Source organism: Maribacter sp. LLG6340-A2 (assembly GCF_045057105.1).
Lineage (GTDB): Bacteria > Bacteroidota > Bacteroidia > Flavobacteriales > Flavobacteriaceae > Maribacter.
On sequence record NZ_CP159332.1, the window covers coordinates 1,117,423 to 1,134,092 of the forward strand.

Consider the following 16,670-nt stretch of genomic DNA (forward strand, 5'->3'; position numbering starts at 1 on the left):
ATTTTATTAAAAATTAGTACATCATGAAAAATTTGTTTGATACTACGTGGGAAAATGTTTTATTGATTTTTGCCAGTGCCGTGGGCATTTACCTTGCAATTATACTACTAACCAGAATTGTAGGTAAACGAAGTTTTTCTAAAATGTCCAGTTTTGATTTTGCCATGACCGTAGCCGTTGGTTCTATAGTAGCCACCACTATTTTATCATCATCCGTCAAATTAACAGAAGGTATTATAGGCCTGGCTTCTGTATACGGCCTACAAATATCAATTGCGTTGGCCCGTAGAAAGAAAAGCATACAAGAACTCGTGGACAACTCACCACTTTTATTAATGGATGGTGAAAAAATTATAAATGCCAATCTGTTAAAGGCTAGGGTTACAGAGGGCGACCTACGTTCTAAACTTCGCGAGGCAAATGTTACCGATTTAAAACAGGTTAAAGCCGTTGTTTTTGAGACTACGGGAGACATTTCTGTATTGCACAAGAAAGATGATCAACCCCTTAGCTTGTGGATCATGCAAGATGTAAAACGAGCGTAACTTTAATATTCACCACCCTGTTCCAAGGGTCTCAAAATTCTTTTTTCATTACCGTTCAACTTCCTATTTTTTGAGTCACTCAATACCCTATTTCTATTATAATTTTAAACTATTATTAAAAGGGTTTAACCAAATAAGGTAAAGAGCTACTAAACTAATACTTATGTAACCTCTTAAACCCCATTAAATTAAACACAAATATTATGATAGATATAGATATTAAAAAAAGTGAAGAACAGAATAACCAACCTGGCAACGAACACAAAATGGATCCTACTCCCCTTACCATACGTGAGGACTACAAAGGGAGTGAAAAATTACTTGATAAAGTAGCCATAATTTCAGGTGGAGATAGTGGAATTGGAAAAAGTACCGCTATACATTTTGCCAGGGAAGGTGCCAACATTGCCATTATTTATCTTAACGAGGATAAAGATGCGGAACAAACAAAAAAAGAAATAGAGGCAGAAGGCCGTACATGTTTATTACTTAAGGGCGATGTTAAAGATGAGGAATTTTGCAAAGCTGCCATTAAAGAAACTATAGCACATTTTGGAAAATTAAATGTTTTGGTCAATAATGCTGCCATGCAATTTCCTGCTGAACAATTGGAAAATATAAGTTCATCCAATTTCCAAAAAACATTTGAGACCAATATTTATGCATATTTCTATCTATCAAAAGCTGCAATGGCCCACCTTAGCAAAGGTGACACGATCATTAACACTACATCTGTAACGGCATACCGTGGCTCTGAACACTTAATAGATTATGCAAGCACCAAAGGGGCTATTGTTTCATTTACCAGAAGCCTAAGTAAAGCTTTGGCACCAAAGGATATTAGGGTCAATGCTGTTGCCCCAGGACCTATATGGACTCCGTTAATCCCAGCTACATTTAGTGGTGAAAACCTAGAAGAATTTGGAAAGGACGTTCCTTTGGGTAGAGCAGGGCAACCAGCCGAAGTAGGACCCGCTTATGTATATCTAGCAAGCAAGGATAGTAGCTATATGACCGGACAGGTTCTTCATATCAATGGAGGAGAGATTATTGGTGGTTAATTTAATTGGATAAGGATTATGTTTACCAAAGAGGACACGGATTTTTTAATTTTTATGGCCGAAGATGATATTGACGACCAGCAAATCTTTTCAGAAGCAATTGCTGAGGTTGATCCAGATATCAATATTAAACTATTTAATAATGGAGAGGCATTGTTGTATGAAATGGACAATGCCTCCACATTACCTCATATTATCTTTTTGGATTTGTTAATGCCTAAAAAAAATGGGGAGGAATGTTTAAAGGAATTACGGAACAATAGGTTATTTGACGATATCCCAATTGTGGTATATTCTAACCTCTACGACATTGATAGAATCTCCAATTTATTTGAAATGGGGGCAAACCGCTACTTACACAAACCATCCTCGTTTAAAATTCTGACAACAGCATTAGGAAGAACCATACACTCTATAAAAAATAACAGTTTAGGCGGAACGGCCATTATTCACTATGCCGATTAATAGACAATATTCAATTGCGGATTGAGTCATCTTTTGAGTTAATCGGGGTATAAAAAAATAGGTAATTTTTTTATATTGCAAATCAATTGGACTAAACAACGACCTTTAAAATTAAATAACTATTTTAAAAATTACATACAATTCTTTACCCCATAAAAGCGTTTAAAATGTACAATTGTTAATAATTATGAATCAATCCCTTATAAATGTTTACCTCGCAGATGATGACAGCGATGATAGAACATTCTTTTCTGATGCATTAAAAGAAATTCCTATTAAAACCCAGGTTGCCGAATTTAACAACGGAGTTGATTTAATGGCCGACTTGGTATCTGATAATGAAGTACGGCCAGATGTTATTTTTCTTGACTTGAAAATGCCAATGATGGATGGTTTTGAATGTTTGGCAGATATTAGGGAACTATCTCAATATGCAGACACCCCCATCATTATCTATTCTACTTCTTATCACCCTAAGGAGATAACAAGATTAAAGGAAATGGGCGCTTCATTATATCTACAAAAACCATCATCTTACAACCAGCTTAAGACGCTATTGCACAAATGCTTAAGCTATATTAAAAATACTTCACAAAATAAGACCGCAGAACCTGAATTCGTGATTTCTATTTAAAAACTCACCTTCCCTTTCATTTTTGGTACAAAAATTAGTCTATTTAGTTAATAGTATTATAATTTACCTCTAAGGCACCTATTATAGTTTAGTTTTGTGAGTTATATCTAAAATATCCTTAAAAAGGATTAAACACAAAGCAGAAAATGCACGAATTAACTTATAGGTCTACTGCCAAACCCAATCTTAGTTCAGATGATTTGGAAAATATTCTAAATACTGCCGTTACCAAAAATAAAAGTTTGAACATTACCGGTTGTTTAATTTACCATAAAGGAATATTCATACAGACGTTACAAGGCACTAAGGAAGATATTTTCAATGTTTACAGTGGTATTGAAATCGATACCCGACATGAATCTGTTCAATTATTATGGGAAGGTCCTTCAGAAAAAGTAGTTTTTGATGGCTGGCATATGGCCTATTATTCACCAGGTGAAAAAACCAATGAGGTTGAATTAAAGACATTTGAAAATAATTTATTGATATTATCCTCTTACCACAATGATGGTTCGGCATCTGTTAGGCTGTTCTGGAAAGAGATAAAATCGCTCGTATTCGAGAAATAATCATCAACTTACATTTACGCATAAAGAAAGCGCCAACTATGATATAGTTGGCGCTTTTACTTGTCTGTCCTTTATTTTAAAATTAAGCGGTTAACGATACTTTTCTAGTATTCATTAAATAGGTTTTAGGAGTACAGTTAAAGCGGTTTCTAAAAATTTTAGAGAAATAACTTCTGCTCGTAAAACCAATGGTATAAACAATTTCAGAAATATTTAAATCTGAAGTCTGTATTAATTCTTCTGCAAGTACCAATCTTTCGTTTCTTATGAAGTTGGTTACGGTTGTACCTTCCATCACCTTGAAACCTTCTTGCAATTTTGTTGGGGATAGTCCATACTGTCTACTTAAATAAGTAACGGTATACGGATATTCTGGCTTTCTTTTTATAGCGTTGACCGCCTCCTCTATTCTCAACAACTCACTTTTGGTAAGAATGGTAGACACTTGACCTTCATTATTAATATCCTCTCTACATTGTAGAATTTCTAACGCCAAGGTAAAGCTAACAATACCGTCTATAAGTAGTTTCCTAACCAAACCTTTTTGGTGAATAGAACGTATTTGCAATAATTGCTCCTTTATTTTCAAGTTAAACGTACCTATGTGCTCATAACTATCTTCTTGCAGAAAAGATGAAAATAACTGTTGGTACAGATCGCTTCCTTTTTCACCTTGTATTTTTGGTGCATCGTCCTCAGAAACCCTAATAATGGCAATATTGGATTTTGTACCTTCTTTTAATTTAATATCTATAGTATCATTTTTACCACCGATCAATACGGTTTGTAACGCTTCAACCTTTAAGGATTTAGAAGAACCATAATTACGTTGTACCGTAAAATCACCTTCTAGACAATAGATGAAGTAAAGACATCTATGATCGTTCATTTCCAGTGAAAAATCAAAGTCCTGGGCCAAACTTAAATCATATTCTGTATAGGAAATTCCAGATTCCAACGCTACGGTCTGTATACGGCCGGTTCCTTTCTCATTATCATATTGAAGAATACGATCACCTTCAAAACTAGAAATACTTCCTCCTAATACGTTATTAAAATAATTTAACTGGTTGTGGACTACTTGCATAATAATGGTTTTTGAGAGTTAATAATTATTGCATTATTAGCCGTGTTCAAATTTGTGGTTGCACCCATTTCTTTTGGTGTGCTCATTGCATTCAATTTACTCACCATCTTTTTTCTTACCGAGCCAACTCTGGCATATTGTAAATTTTTCATAACTGACTAATAATTTATATTACAAAGATGCAGGTAATGGCAAGTAAATTTGTTACATCATTTCAATTATGAGTTACAAAATTATGAGATGGCCTATAAAATGATATAATAAAAAGGAGAGAAGTGTAGTTAAATGAGAATAGGAAGGTACACTGTAAATTCTGCACCAACATTTGGTTTACCCTTGGCCATGATAGCCCCGTTATGCGATTCTACAATCTTTTTACAGATAGACAACCCTAAGCCCGTACCTGTATATTCGTTCTTACCGTGCAGGCGTTGAAATATTTCAAATATTTTATTTTCATATTTCTTCTCAAAACCTATTCCATTATCCAAAAACTGTAATTTTACATAGGTATCATTGACCAGGCCAAGCACTTGCGGTAGTTCTTTTTTAGAGACCAAGGTGCTTTTAATTTCTACCTTGGTTTTGGTGTCCGGTTTAATATATTTTAGAGAATTGGAAATTAAATTGGTAAACAATTGTTCCAATTGAAATTGTACCCCGTTGACTATGGGCAAGTCATCTGAGCGTACTTCTGCCTTTAATTCCTTAATACGCTCACCCAAATCGTCCAAAACATTATCCAATACATCATTAAGATTTACACTTTTGGGCAGCTCTACAACTTCTTCCACTTTAGAATAAGAAAGCAAATTGTTGATCAGGTTTCTCATACGATCAGATGATGATTTTACCTTTTCCAAATACCCTTGGGATTTGGGGCTCAATCTACCTTTTTCCTCATCGCTCAATCTACTTATGAACATTTGTATTTTTCGCAATGGTTCCTGCAGATCATGACTGGCTACACGATTAAAAGCCTCTAGATCAGAATTTGTTCTCTTCAGCTCTGCATTTCTGGCCTGTAAATTAGATTCTGTTTCCATTTGCTCGGTAACGTCCCTAATAACACCTACCATATACCAGTTTGCATCCTTTTTAAAGCATTCACCTATGGTATTCAAATATCTTACCTTCTTGTTTTTGGTCACTATTCTAAAAACCAGTTCCGCCCTACTTCTATGCTTGCGCGCTTCCTTGAAACTCTTTCTAACTTTTTCTACATCATTCTCATGAACAAAGGACAATAATCGCTCATAATTAGAATCAAATTCGTTAGGCTGATACCCGAACAAACGATATACATTTTCCGAATAGTTAACATCCGTTTCTGCCAAGTTCCATTTAAAACTACCAATACTGGCAACCGCCTCAGCCTCTGTCAACAATCTATTTTGAACAAAAAGTTGTTCCTCATATTCTTTTTCCCTAGTAACATCTTTAGCAAACAACATGACGCCCTCATTCATTTTAATGGCCCTGTTCCTGAACCAAAAATCCTTGCCATTAAAATGATACTTCCGTAGAAATTTTATATTCTTCTCAGTGGTATAGCATTTTTCAAGTAATTCTAATATTCCGTTGGTACTGTTTTTTGGATAAAATTCCAATAAAGTTTTACCAATGATTGAACTGGGTTCTTCCCCGGTAATCTCAACCATTCTATTATTAATATATTCTATTCTAAAATCATTAATGGCACCTTTGGCATCATACGTAGGTTTTACATAACAGATAATATTATTAAAACTATCCAGTACGCTGTTATTGATAATACCGGCCAATTCTTTTTCATTGACAATGCGCCTATCATTGGTACTGTCTAAAAAACCCGCATTTGTTTTTAAAATATCGTTTTCCAAACTAAATAGAAAGGTTATGGTAACCCCCTCCCCATCACCATTTAGTTTTGCATACGTATAACCGGTTTCTTGTGCCAATGCCTCATAGATGGGAATGTTTATATCTTCCTTGGATTGCAGCACTTGTTCCAAAACATTTTCCAGACCATTAATTAATGATAACTTTTCTACTTGCGCTACCGTTTTACCCTCCAATCCGCTGTCCGATTGGATCAGTAATATTTGTGCCGTTGTATTGGCATATGCTATTTTAAAAGCTTTGCTTTTATCTTTTTGGGATTGAATAGGGGTTACATATAATATTGCGTCCTTGGATTCGTCAACAATATTTTTGAAAAAACTCATACTACTAAAAAAATTTGGATACCCTATAAGTTAAGAAAGAATACCTATCATTTGCGAAATACATGAAAATGAAACAAAACGAGTAATGCTAAAACGAAAAAAGTTGTTTCTATGGAAACAACTTTATCGTATTAATTAGACCAGATACTACACCTTTAATAAAAAGTTCTCTTTCTTAAAATCATTTAAGTGATAGGACCAATTCATTTTCACCACCTGCTTCAAGGACTTTTTTAGTTCATTAAAACTAGATGGTTTCTTAATATAGATGTTGGCTCCTTTTTCAAAAGTTTCTTCAATATCCCGCTCTGCAGAAGAAGTGGAATATATGGCCACCATAATATCTTTTAAGTGTGGCGTATTACGTATAGCCTCTAGGCATTCAAAACCGTTCATGATAGGCATATTCAAATCAAGAAATATAAGATCTGGTAAATTATCTGTTTCCTTGTTCAAATATTCCATACAACTCTTGCCGTTCTCAAGTAATTGTAACTGGGTATTTAACTCAATACCCTCTAGAGCATCGGCAAAAAATTGCCTGTCGTCCTCATCATCGTCTACAAGAAGTATTCTTAATTTATTCATTTCGTTGTTTTAGGTATTGGTTGAAGAATTCTTCTCCTTTTTCTTTTTAAACTTTAAATATTGGGTAATGGTGAGCCCGGTAACTTTTTTAAATTGATTAGATAAATGTGGGACACTACTGAAATTTAATTCGTACGCTATCTCGCTCAATTTAGCATTCTCCAATAATACCATTTCCTTTACTTTCTCAATGCGCACTAATATATAAAAATTCTCAATTGAAGTATATGTCTGACTTGAAAATTGATTGGATAGATAGGAATAACTAAAGCCCAGCTGTTCGGTTAACCGCTCAGACATTTTTATATTCCTTGTATTCCCTTGACGTACCATTTCCCTTACGCACAATTTTATATCCTCTACCAAATCAAGATCATTACTTGATTTTAATTCAATTGAAAAACGACCTAAATTTTCTTTGATCAGCGCTAGATGCTCCTTACTGATATTACTCGCAATTTTAATAGTTCTACTATCAATGATTTCATATTCAATAGCTTCTTTGCCCATAATTTCTGCTATTAAAGCAAAAACAATTTTGTCCGGGTCAAACGCAAGATTAAATTCCATTCATTTCCAGTAAAAACATTCTACTACAATTTAGCTAAATTATCTATTTTAACAGTAAAAACATAGCATTATCAAGTTAAACATTTGCTCTAAAAACTAAAAACTTATTTTTTTAAAAATGTCTCTTTATATTAGCTTTATATTTGAAGATGCCCTTGGAAGAACACTATAAAAGAAATATAGAGGATATACAGTCTATTGAAGCCCTACCAACCATTTTAAATGTGATTAGGGAATCTACCCAAATGGGATTTATTGCCGTAGCAAGGGTAACGGAAGACAAGTGGCTAACCTGCAGTGTATTGGACCATTTGTCATTTGGTCTAAAACCAGGTGATGAGCTAGAGATTGAAACAACCATTTGCCATGAAATTAGACAGGCTAATAAATTGGTGGTCATAGACCATGTAAAAACCGATGGTATTTACTGTAACCACCCTACCCCTTTACAATATGGTTTTCAAAGCTACATCTCAGTACCTATTACATTAAAGAATGGTGAATTTTTTGGCACCTTATGCGCCTTAGACCCTAAGCCCAATAAGTTGAACAATGATAGGGTCATTGGCATGTTTACCCTTTATGCCGATCTTATTTCTTTTCATTTACAATCTATTGAAAACCTGCGATCCATCCGTCAAAAAGTTAAAAAACAAAATGTACGGTTAGAAGCTTTTGAATTTGTATCTAGCCATGACCTTCAGGAACCTCTGCGTAAAATTCAGACTTTTTCAAATATAATTAGGGAAAAAGAAGCGGATAAACTTCACCCAAATGTAGCCACGTATTTTAAAGGTATTGAACGTGAAGCCAATAAAATGCGAAAGATTTTAAAAGACCTTTTGGACTACTCCGAAACGGAGGAATTCATAGGTCGTTTTGAAACCACCCCGCTAAACAAAATATTAAAACGTGCCGTGGCCCGTCTTCAAGATGACCTTACTGCATGTGACGGCAGTATATCATTTTCAGAAATGGATGCTGTAAGGGCCATACCCATACAATTGGAACAATTATTCTTTGGACTATTGGCAAATTCCGTTGCCTACAGAAGTGACACCAGGAAACTTAAAATATACATTGATTGCGTTACCGGCAAGGGCGAAGAATTTAACGTTGAGGGCCTAAATGCCCAGACCATGTATTGCGCTATAACCGTAAAGGACAATGGCATTGGATTTCAACAAAAATATGCCGAACGGATTTTTGGATTGTTTAAAAGATTAAATGCGGATAATAATGATAAATCTACCGGTATTGGCTTAGCCATTGCAAAAAGAATTGTGGAAAACCATCAAGGACGTATTCTTGCATATGGCGTTCCCGATGAAGGTGCAACGTTCAAGGTATATTTACCAAAGGCTTAGAAAACCACAGTTAATTTTCTTCAAGATTTCTTTTCTTACCCCTGATGGATTTCCGGTATAAAGATTTGAAAGACCGATCCAACATTGGGCTCACCTGTGGCGTTGATATACCCATGGTGATTTTGCACTATTTTTTTAACGATGGCCAGTCCTACTCCTGTCCCTACATATTCTTGCTTACCATGTAAACGTTGAAAGACTTCAAAAATCTTGTCTGAAAATTGATTTTCAAAACCAATACCGTTGTCGGTTATAGTAATTTTGGCATAATTGGTATTCCGTTTTAAAATAACCCCAGATACTTTTAGCTCATTTACTATTTCACCCTTTACCGTTATAACTGGTGAGACATCTTGCTTGGAATACTTTAAGGAATTGGAAATAAGATTATACATCAATTGCCTAAACTGAAAAGGAACTACCTCCAGAGAACAACTTTCTTCTATAATTAATTTGCCATTTTTTTTCTTGAACTCTTCCGCAAGATCATTCTTTACCTCATTTATACTGTGCTGTAGTTCTATCTTTTTAAAAATCCTTTTCTCGGTATCGGCTCGTGAATAGGCTAAAAGATCATTGATCAACGACTGCATTCTATTGGCGGCAGATTGTATTTTTTCAAACTTGTTCTTTCCTTTTTCAGTAAGATTATCAATTTCCTTATCTAACAACACCTCTGCGAACATTTGTATCTTTCGCAGTGGCTCCTGAAGGTCATGACTGGATATATAGGCAAAGGACTGTAATTCCTTATTCATCTTTTCTAATTGAATATTACTATCCTCAAGTTCCCTAGTACGTATTTCAACTTCGCTCTTAAGGTTGTTTGCAAAAGATTTTTGCTGCTCTATATTCATGGCCGTACCAATAAAGCCCTTTAGTACTTTATCCTCATACCTTGGCACGGCCAAAACCTTAAACCACTCAAATTTATTGGTACTCGCATTTTTTACCCGATATTCCAAAGCAAAGTTCTCCTCTTTACGTACCGCCTCTCCAAAACCTTCATACACTAGTTGAATATCATCTGGGTGAACCATATTCTCCCAGGTCTGCCCTGTAAAATCAGCGGATTTTTCCAATCCTAAATATTTTAGAAGTTCCTTGTTGGCATATTCTACGTTCACTTGTTTATCGGTTATCCATATCCAAATAGGAGACAAATCTGCTATTTCCCTAAAACGCCTTTCACTTTCCCGTAACTTGGTAGCGGCTTTAACAGCTTCCGTAGTATCCGTACAGACCACAAGTACACCTGAAATATTGCCGGATTCATCTTTTACCGGACTATAACTAAAGGTCCAATACACATCCTCTATCTGTCCGTTTCTAAAAATAGGTATCAATTGGTTTTCCCTCCAGATAGACTCCCCTTTGTCTGTGACCTGATGTAGCAATGGTGAAATATCATCCCAAATTTCCGGCCAAGCCTCCTTTCCGCTCATACCTAAAATAGAAGGGTGCTTTCCATTAATCCCCAAACTTGGGCGGTAAGCATCGTTATAAAAACATTTTAGCTTTTTTCCCCAGAATAAAAACATGGGAAAAGGAGAGTTTAATATAATACTGATTGTCGTCCTTAAGGTCTGGGGCCAGGTTTCTGGAAAGCCTATTGGGGTTTTTGACCAATCTCTATTCCGCATCAATTCGCCCATTTCTCCACCATCTTCCAAAAAATAAAAATCTTTATTCGTACCGGCCATTAACTTTTAAATTTTAACATGGTATACAACCCGTTCATATCAATTTTAAAATTAATCCAAACTAACTACATACACCTACTTAATTCAAAAAATAAATTGGATAGGGTTAAAAATAATAGCCATGTTTTTAGAGCTTGTAGCAAACAATTGGTCAAAAGCGATAATGAATATCCTATTAACTAGGACCATAATAAAATTAAAATTATGATGAAATCAAATCCGTCTTACTTACACCAAAAGCACTATAGACCATTTGTTAAAAACTTATAAATCATTGCATTAAGTAACTTTTGTTACTGTGCAGGAATTATTTACCCCATATATTGATTACCTACAAAAAAATTAAAAACCATGATTATAAAACAATTTTTAGACAAACCTCTGGCACACTACTCCTATGCTATTTTATGCAATAAAAGCATTGCGCTGGTTGACCCCAGTAGAGACCCAAGACCTTATTATGAATTTGCAGAAGCACATAACGCCACTATTGTAGCAATTTTTGAAACCCACCCCCATGCAGATTTTGTGAGTGGTCATTTACAACTGCATAAAGAAACCAATGCCACAATTTATTGTAGTAAATTGGTGGGGGCAGATTATCCCCATGAAAGTTTTGACGAAGAAAACACTTTACTCATTGATGACGTTCGTTTTACTGCCATTAATACACCGGGGCATTCTCCGGACAGTATTTCGGTACTAGCGGAAACCGATAAGGATACCCCTGTACTATTTACGGGAGATACCTTATTTGTTGGTGATGTGGGCAGACCGGACCTAAGAGAGAAGGCCGGAAACAAAAAAGCGAAGCGAAAAGAACTTGCGCAAGCTATGTTTTCAACCATAAACAACAAATTTAACCACCTAACTGACGAAACCATCATATACCCAGCCCATGGTGCCGGGTCTCTGTGTGGTAAGAATATGAGCTCAGACTCTTCAAGCACATTGGGCAAGGAACGCACACAAAATTGGGCGTTCAAAAAATTAACGGAAGAGGAATTTATAGACCAACTTTTGGCGGAACAACCGTTTATCCCCTCTTATTTTGGTTATGATGTGGACCTCAATAAGCAAGGTGCAAAAAACATTGAAAAAGAAATATATAATATTCCATTTCACATGAATGTTTGTAGATGTGAAAACCAGCATTTGGTAATTGATACTAGGGATGAGGAAGAATTTAAGAAAGGTCATCTATCCAACTCCATTAATATTATGGCCCGTAACGAAGATGATAAGTTAGAAACGTGGCTGGGAGCCATTGTACAACCAAACGAAAAATTTAACCTTATCATTGACAAGGCGACCAACAGGCAGGAAATTCTAAACCGAATAGCCAAAATTGGGTATGAAAGCCAAATACAAACAATAATGACCTTGGGTTCTTTTAACATGAAAACATCCTCACCGCTTGAATTTGATCATTTTAAAAACAATACGGATGATTATACCATTCTTGATATAAGAAATAAAAGCGAGGTTAAACAAAATAAAATTTTTGATAAGGCATTAAACATTCCCCTTAACGATTTGCGTGATAATTTGGACCAAATTCCAGTGGACAAACCTATTGTTGTGCATTGTGCAGGTGGTTATAGAAGTGCTGTAGGATTTAGTATTCTATCGAAAAATATTCAAGAAACAAAGATTTTTGACCTAAGTGAGAAGATAAACGAATTTAAATAAATCAAAGAAGGGTGAAAATTCAAAAAAGCCACAATTTTGACCAAAAACAATTAAAATTATACAAAAAATCATTAAAAAGAGTCAAAAAAGTCATAAAAAACGTCATTTTCTTGTTTTTTAACTTTAAAATACTATGTTATAGATTAATTTAAAAGTACGCTATGCGACAATTAAAAATCACGAAACAAATAACTAACCGCGATGCCAAATCTTTGGAAAAATATTTTCAGGAAATCAGTAAAATAGATTTGATTACTGCAAATGAAGAAGTGGAGCTGGCTAGAAAAATTCGTGAAGGTGATCAAAAAGCGTTGGATAAGTTGGTCAATGCCAATTTAAGGTTCGTAGTTTCTGCCGCCAAGCAATATCAAAATAGAGGACTACGCCTTACAGACCTCATCAATGAGGGAAATCTTGGATTAGTGAAGGCGGCTAAGCGTTTTGACGAAACAAGAGGGTTTAAATTTATTTCCTATGCCGTATGGTGGATCAGACAGTCCATTCTACAGGCGCTTTCCAAAAAATCTAGGGTCATACGTTTGCCACAGAACAAAATTGCCACCAATTCTAAAATATACCAAGTATATTCTACTTTGGAGCAAACATTTCAAAGACCACCCAGCCCAACCGAAATTGCTTCTGAATTGGATATCGATGTATCCAAGGTGAAAAGCTCCATCAATTCTTCCGTTAACCATGTATCCTTAGACGCACCTTTTAGGGAAGGAGAATCTGGCAGTTTGCACAATGTTATTGAATCTAATGAGATGGATACTCCTGACAAAACGGTTATTCATGAATCTCTGGAAACAGATATTGACGAGGTCCTCAACAAAATTCCGGAAAGGCAACGCGATGTAATAAAACTTTATTTTGGTCTTGAGGGTCAGCCACCAATGAGCCTAATGGAAATTGGTGAAATTTTTGACGTAACCCGGGAACGTGTTAGGCAGATAAAGGACAAAGGTTTACGCGCATTAAGACGCAAAACCGACACTGAGGTCTTAAGGGCCTACCTTTAATAATTGAATGTATCGCCTAAAATTGCCGTAAAGCATCTTTACCCATTTTTTAATCATTATAACGTAAGCTTAACACACCATATTTGGTGATGGCTAGGCATATGTTATGTTTCAACAATAAAAAATTACATGAAACTTATTTACATAAAAAGACAAAGTATTATCAAGGAATTATATAGAACAAAGACCGGTCGTAAAAACTCCAAGGTTACTTCTATTACCAAATATTTTTTGGGAATTCCCATTCAAAAAATCCATAGCTATCGGCAAGTTTACCATAAGCGTAAAAACAATGCAATAGAGAAAATGCTATTTATTTAATCTGTAACAAATTTTATCCAAACAATAATTAGAATTCATGAAAATACTAGTAATAGGAGCAGGAAACATGGGGTTGACCTATGCGGAAGGAATGTCTAAATCAAAATTACTGAAGAAAAGAAACATCATGGTGCTAGACACCTCAGAGGAAAAACTGGAGGAATTGAGAAATAATCCACAGTTTGATGCTTTTGATGATTTAAAGAAATGTGCCCCGCAGGCAGATATCATTTTTATTGCGGTAAAGCCCTATCACGCAGAAAGCGTATTCCTAAAATTAAACCCTTTGGTAGGGCCTGGTCAAATTCTTATATCAATTATGGCCGGTGTAACCATGGATACCATAAAAGAACTTACGGGACTTACCAAAATTGTAAGGGCAATGCCTAACCTGCCTGCACAAATTGGTAGGGGACTTACTTCTTTTGTTGCCTCTGAAGAAGTATCCAGAATAGAGCTATTGACCATTGAAAGTCTATTGGACACCACGGGAAAATCCGTATTGGTAAGCGATGAGAATTTTATAGATGCCTCTACCGGTATTTCTGGAAGCGGACCGGCGTATGTCTTCTATTTTATGCAAAGTATGATGGAAGCCGCCTTGAAAATGGGGTTCACTCCTAATGTTTCCAAAGTTTTGGTAGCTCAGACCTTTACAGGAGCTATAGAGCTCTTCAATCAAAATGAATTGTCCCCAAATTCCTGGATGGACAAAGTGGCGAGCAAAGGCGGTACTACAAGGGCTGCCTTAGACTCCATGGAGAACAATAATGTAGGAGAATTAATTAAAGAAGCGGCCTTCGCAGCTTTTGAACGTGCCGTGGAACTTGGAAAAGAAAAAGCACATGTATAAGCAAAAAATAGTAATAAAAGTAGGTACTAACGTGATGACCAATAAGGATAACCGTATTGTTAGACCGGTTCTGCGCAATTTGGTCCAACAAATTGCAGAACTTTATGAACGTGACATCATCACCGTTCTGGTTTCTTCGGGATCGGTCATTGCCGGTAAGGAAGTTCTAGGTACCTCAAGTATTGTAAATGACACTAAGAGAAGACAGGTATACTCTGCCATAGGACAACCGCGGATGATGCGCCATTACTATAACATTTTTAATGACTATGGTATGAAATGCGCACAGGTTCTGCCAACAAAACGAGATTTTACCCCTGGCATACATCGTCAGAATATGATCAACTGTGTAGAAGGGTTGCTATCTGAGGGAGTTATTCCTATTGCCAATGAGGACGATGCGGTATCGGTAACCATGAGTATGTTCTCCGATAATGACGAGTTGGCCAGTTTAATTGCTCAATTGATTGATGCGGACAAGCTTATTATCCTTACCGATATAGACGGATTGTATACTGGTCACCCAAATGCGGACAGTAGCGACCTTGTTGAACATGTTAATCCGGAGGACAATCTAGAGGATTTTATAAAGGACAGCAACAAAAAGGCTGGAGAAGGCCGTGGTGGTATGGGTTCCAAATTAGATTACGCACAACAAGCAGCCGCCAACAACATTCCAACATTTATAGCCAACGGTAAAAAACCACGTACTATAATAGATATCATAGAAGGTAAAAACGTGGGTACAAAAGTTACCCTTGAAGAAAAATTAGAAGCATAATGAAATTATTATCCACAACAGTAAAAAATAAGGTATTACAAAGTATGGAACGTCTTTTGGACGAAAATAGATCGGCCATACTAAAAGCAAACAAAAAGGACTTGGAACGCTTTAATCTTGAAGATCAAGCCATGTACGATAGGTTGATCGTAAACAACGCTAAAATAGATGCCATGATCACTTCCATAAAAGAGGTGAGGTCTCAAGAAGATCCCGTTGCGCAAACAATTTCCTTGAAAAAGCTAGAGAACGGACTTGAAATCATTAATAAAACTGCGCCATTTGGCACCATTATGATTATTTATGAGTCCAGACCAGATGTAACCATAGAGGCAGCGGTCTTGGCATTCAAGGCCAATAATAAAATATACCTCAAAGGTGGCAAGGAAGCACTGAACAGCAACCAAGCACTTACACAACTTTGGCACAATGCCTTGAAGGAGAACAACCTATCCAAGAATTATATTCAGCAGTTGGTGCTAAATAGACAGGAAACCCAACAATTTTTAATGAATCCGCCAGAGCAATTGGATTTGATAGTTCCTAGAGGTGGAGAGCGACTTATTGAATTTGTTAAACAACATGCCAAATGTGCCGTATTGGTCAGTGGCCGGGGAAATAATTTCCTCTATATTGACGAAGATGCCAATTGGGAGCAAAGCATCAAGGTCATTCTTAATGCTAAAACGGCAAAAATATCGGCATGTAATGCACTGGATAAAATCCTGATCAATTCCAATATTGATGGGTATGCGGATAAATTAAAGGACTTATATCAATTACTGGACGAAAACGGTGTGGAGACTTTGGTAGACCCCAATGTAAATGAATTGATCAAAGATGCCGACCCCATAGAAAACCCTAACATTTGGAAAGAGGAATTTTTGGCCATGAAGTGCTGTTTGGGCACTGTAGAATCCATCAACGGGGCCATTGATAAAATCAACACCAACTCCGGTGGTCATTCTGCAACCATAATGACCAAGAACAAGGAAAGTGCATTACAATTTATGGAAGAGGTAGACTGTGCCGCTGTATACCAAAATGCCTCTACCCGATTTACCGATGGCGGGCAAATGGGCGTGGGTGCAGAATTGGCCATTAGTACGGATAAATTGCACCATAGGGGACCGCTAGGTTTAAAGCAATTGGTTACCAATAAATACTACATCTTTGGCGATGGCCAAATCAGGGAATAAATGATG

Annotated in this window: 17 protein-coding genes; 12 read left to right on the forward strand and 5 right to left on the reverse strand. The window is 36.1% G+C overall.

The genetic code is table 11. The annotated features are described in order from the left end of the window. Nucleotides 1–23: 23 nt before the first annotated feature. From ABVM52_RS04700 to ABVM52_RS04720, 5 genes are all read left to right on the forward strand, one after another. Nucleotides 24–545, forward strand: a complete 522-nt coding sequence (locus ABVM52_RS04700; RefSeq protein ID WP_405384202.1) for a DUF421 domain-containing protein — start codon at nucleotides 24–26, stop codon at nucleotides 543–545. 203 nt (nucleotides 546–748) lie between these two features. After that, nucleotides 749–1,606: an SDR family oxidoreductase gene (locus tag ABVM52_RS04705; protein ID WP_405384204.1), complete on the forward strand. Its 858-nt coding sequence runs from the start codon at nucleotides 749–751 to the stop codon at nucleotides 1,604–1,606. An 18-nt stretch (nucleotides 1,607–1,624) separates the two neighbouring features. Continuing rightward, nucleotides 1,625–2,071 (forward strand): response regulator, encoded by a 447-nt coding sequence (locus tag ABVM52_RS04710; RefSeq protein WP_405384206.1) that lies wholly within the window; start codon nucleotides 1,625–1,627, stop codon nucleotides 2,069–2,071. 187 nt (nucleotides 2,072–2,258) lie between these two features. Beyond that, a complete protein-coding gene (locus ABVM52_RS04715) occupies nucleotides 2,259–2,705 on the forward strand; it encodes a response regulator (RefSeq protein ID WP_405384208.1) in 447 nt (148 codons plus the stop codon). A 146-nt stretch (nucleotides 2,706–2,851) separates the two neighbouring features. Beyond that, nucleotides 2,852–3,274, forward strand: a complete 423-nt coding sequence (locus ABVM52_RS04720) for a BLUF domain-containing protein (protein WP_405384210.1) — start codon at nucleotides 2,852–2,854, stop codon at nucleotides 3,272–3,274. A gap of 82 nt (nucleotides 3,275–3,356) precedes the next feature. Here ABVM52_RS04720 and ABVM52_RS04725 read toward each other — a convergent pair whose 3' ends face one another. The 4 genes from ABVM52_RS04725 to ABVM52_RS04740 all read right to left on the reverse strand — a co-directional run bounded on the left by ABVM52_RS04725 (nucleotide 3,357) and on the right by ABVM52_RS04740 (nucleotide 7,726). Next, nucleotides 3,357–4,361: a helix-turn-helix transcriptional regulator gene (locus tag ABVM52_RS04725; RefSeq protein WP_405384212.1), complete on the reverse strand. Its 1,005-nt coding sequence runs from the start codon at nucleotides 4,359–4,361 to the stop codon at nucleotides 3,357–3,359. 281 nt (nucleotides 4,362–4,642) lie between these two features. Next, nucleotides 4,643–6,568: a PAS domain-containing protein gene (locus ABVM52_RS04730; RefSeq protein ID WP_405384214.1), complete on the reverse strand. Its 1,926-nt coding sequence runs from the start codon at nucleotides 6,566–6,568 to the stop codon at nucleotides 4,643–4,645. A gap of 147 nt (nucleotides 6,569–6,715) precedes the next feature. Continuing rightward, nucleotides 6,716–7,156: a response regulator gene (locus ABVM52_RS04735; RefSeq protein WP_405384216.1), complete on the reverse strand. Its 441-nt coding sequence runs from the start codon at nucleotides 7,154–7,156 to the stop codon at nucleotides 6,716–6,718. 9 nt (nucleotides 7,157–7,165) lie between these two features. Beyond that, nucleotides 7,166–7,726: a helix-turn-helix domain-containing protein gene (locus tag ABVM52_RS04740; RefSeq protein WP_405384218.1), complete on the reverse strand. Its 561-nt coding sequence runs from the start codon at nucleotides 7,724–7,726 to the stop codon at nucleotides 7,166–7,168. A 149-nt stretch (nucleotides 7,727–7,875) separates the two neighbouring features. Here ABVM52_RS04740 and ABVM52_RS04745 point away from each other — a divergent pair, with 149 nt between their 5' ends. Further along, a complete protein-coding gene (locus tag ABVM52_RS04745; RefSeq protein ID WP_405384220.1) occupies nucleotides 7,876–9,093 on the forward strand; it encodes an ATP-binding protein in 1,218 nt (405 codons plus the stop codon). A 35-nt stretch (nucleotides 9,094–9,128) separates the two neighbouring features. On the opposite strand, the gene ABVM52_RS04750 is transcribed toward ABVM52_RS04745, so the two are convergent. Further along, entirely contained in the window at nucleotides 9,129–10,796 is a 1,668-nt protein-coding gene (locus ABVM52_RS04750) for an ATP-binding protein (RefSeq protein WP_405384222.1), read from the reverse strand. 351 nt (nucleotides 10,797–11,147) lie between these two features. On the opposite strand from ABVM52_RS04750, the gene ABVM52_RS04755 reads away from it, so the two are divergent. The 6 genes from ABVM52_RS04755 (at nucleotide 11,148) to ABVM52_RS04780 (ending at nucleotide 16,664) form a co-directional block, all read left to right on the forward strand. Further along, complete coding sequence (locus tag ABVM52_RS04755; RefSeq protein WP_405384224.1) at nucleotides 11,148–12,488, forward strand: rhodanese-like domain-containing protein; 1,341 nt, start codon at nucleotides 11,148–11,150, stop codon at nucleotides 12,486–12,488. A gap of 161 nt (nucleotides 12,489–12,649) precedes the next feature. Then, the gene (locus tag ABVM52_RS04760) at nucleotides 12,650–13,510 is read left to right on the forward strand and encodes an RNA polymerase sigma factor RpoD/SigA (RefSeq protein WP_405384226.1); all 861 of its coding nucleotides are present in this window, start codon (nucleotides 12,650–12,652) and stop codon (nucleotides 13,508–13,510) included. A 129-nt stretch (nucleotides 13,511–13,639) separates the two neighbouring features. Then, nucleotides 13,640–13,831 carry a hypothetical protein gene (locus tag ABVM52_RS04765; protein WP_405384228.1) on the forward strand — a complete coding sequence of 64 codons (192 nt, stop codon included), beginning with the start codon at nucleotides 13,640–13,642 and terminating at the stop codon, nucleotides 13,829–13,831. Between the two features lie 37 nt (nucleotides 13,832–13,868). Next, nucleotides 13,869–14,684 (forward strand): pyrroline-5-carboxylate reductase, encoded by an 816-nt coding sequence (gene proC / locus ABVM52_RS04770; RefSeq protein ID WP_405384230.1) that lies wholly within the window; start codon nucleotides 13,869–13,871, stop codon nucleotides 14,682–14,684. Next, nucleotides 14,677–15,465, forward strand: a complete 789-nt coding sequence (gene proB / locus ABVM52_RS04775; protein WP_405384232.1) for a glutamate 5-kinase — start codon at nucleotides 14,677–14,679, stop codon at nucleotides 15,463–15,465. Before proC ends, proB begins: the two co-directional genes overlap by 8 nt. After that, entirely contained in the window at nucleotides 15,465–16,664 is a 1,200-nt protein-coding gene (locus ABVM52_RS04780; protein WP_405384234.1) for a glutamate-5-semialdehyde dehydrogenase, read from the forward strand. Before proB ends, ABVM52_RS04780 begins: the two co-directional genes overlap by 1 nt. Nucleotides 16,665–16,670 lie beyond the last annotated feature (6 nt).

Excerpts from the sequence above, each read along its gene's own strand:
- ABVM52_RS04725 (WP_405384212.1), bottom strand. The coding sequence starts at position 4,361 with ATGCAAGTAGTCCACAACCAGTTAAATTATTTTAATAACGTATTAGGA.
- ABVM52_RS04780 (WP_405384234.1), top strand. The coding sequence starts at position 15,465 with ATGAAATTATTATCCACAACAGTAAAAAATAAGGTATTACAAAGTATG.
- ABVM52_RS04745 (WP_405384220.1), top strand. The coding sequence starts at position 7,876 with ATGCCCTTGGAAGAACACTATAAAAGAAATATAGAGGATATACAGTCT.
- ABVM52_RS04750 (WP_405384222.1), bottom strand. The coding sequence starts at position 10,796 with ATGGCCGGTACGAATAAAGATTTTTATTTTTTGGAAGATGGTGGAGAA.
- proC (WP_405384230.1), top strand. The coding sequence starts at position 13,869 with ATGAAAATACTAGTAATAGGAGCAGGAAACATGGGGTTGACCTATGCG.
- ABVM52_RS04720 (WP_405384210.1), top strand. The coding sequence starts at position 2,852 with ATGCACGAATTAACTTATAGGTCTACTGCCAAACCCAATCTTAGTTCA.
- ABVM52_RS04730 (WP_405384214.1), bottom strand. The coding sequence starts at position 6,568 with ATGAGTTTTTTCAAAAATATTGTTGACGAATCCAAGGACGCAATATTA.
- ABVM52_RS04755 (WP_405384224.1), top strand. The coding sequence starts at position 11,148 with ATGATTATAAAACAATTTTTAGACAAACCTCTGGCACACTACTCCTAT.
- proB (WP_405384232.1), top strand. The coding sequence starts at position 14,677 with ATGTATAAGCAAAAAATAGTAATAAAAGTAGGTACTAACGTGATGACC.
- ABVM52_RS04700 (WP_405384202.1), top strand. The coding sequence starts at position 24 with ATGAAAAATTTGTTTGATACTACGTGGGAAAATGTTTTATTGATTTTT.
- ABVM52_RS04760 (WP_405384226.1), top strand. The coding sequence starts at position 12,650 with ATGCGACAATTAAAAATCACGAAACAAATAACTAACCGCGATGCCAAA.
- ABVM52_RS04735 (WP_405384216.1), bottom strand. The coding sequence starts at position 7,156 with ATGAATAAATTAAGAATACTTCTTGTAGACGATGATGAGGACGACAGG.
- ABVM52_RS04765 (WP_405384228.1), top strand. The coding sequence starts at position 13,640 with ATGAAACTTATTTACATAAAAAGACAAAGTATTATCAAGGAATTATAT.
- ABVM52_RS04710 (WP_405384206.1), top strand. The coding sequence starts at position 1,625 with ATGTTTACCAAAGAGGACACGGATTTTTTAATTTTTATGGCCGAAGAT.
- ABVM52_RS04740 (WP_405384218.1), bottom strand. The coding sequence starts at position 7,726 with ATGGAATTTAATCTTGCGTTTGACCCGGACAAAATTGTTTTTGCTTTA.
- ABVM52_RS04705 (WP_405384204.1), top strand. The coding sequence starts at position 749 with ATGATAGATATAGATATTAAAAAAAGTGAAGAACAGAATAACCAACCT.
- ABVM52_RS04715 (WP_405384208.1), top strand. The coding sequence starts at position 2,259 with ATGAATCAATCCCTTATAAATGTTTACCTCGCAGATGATGACAGCGAT.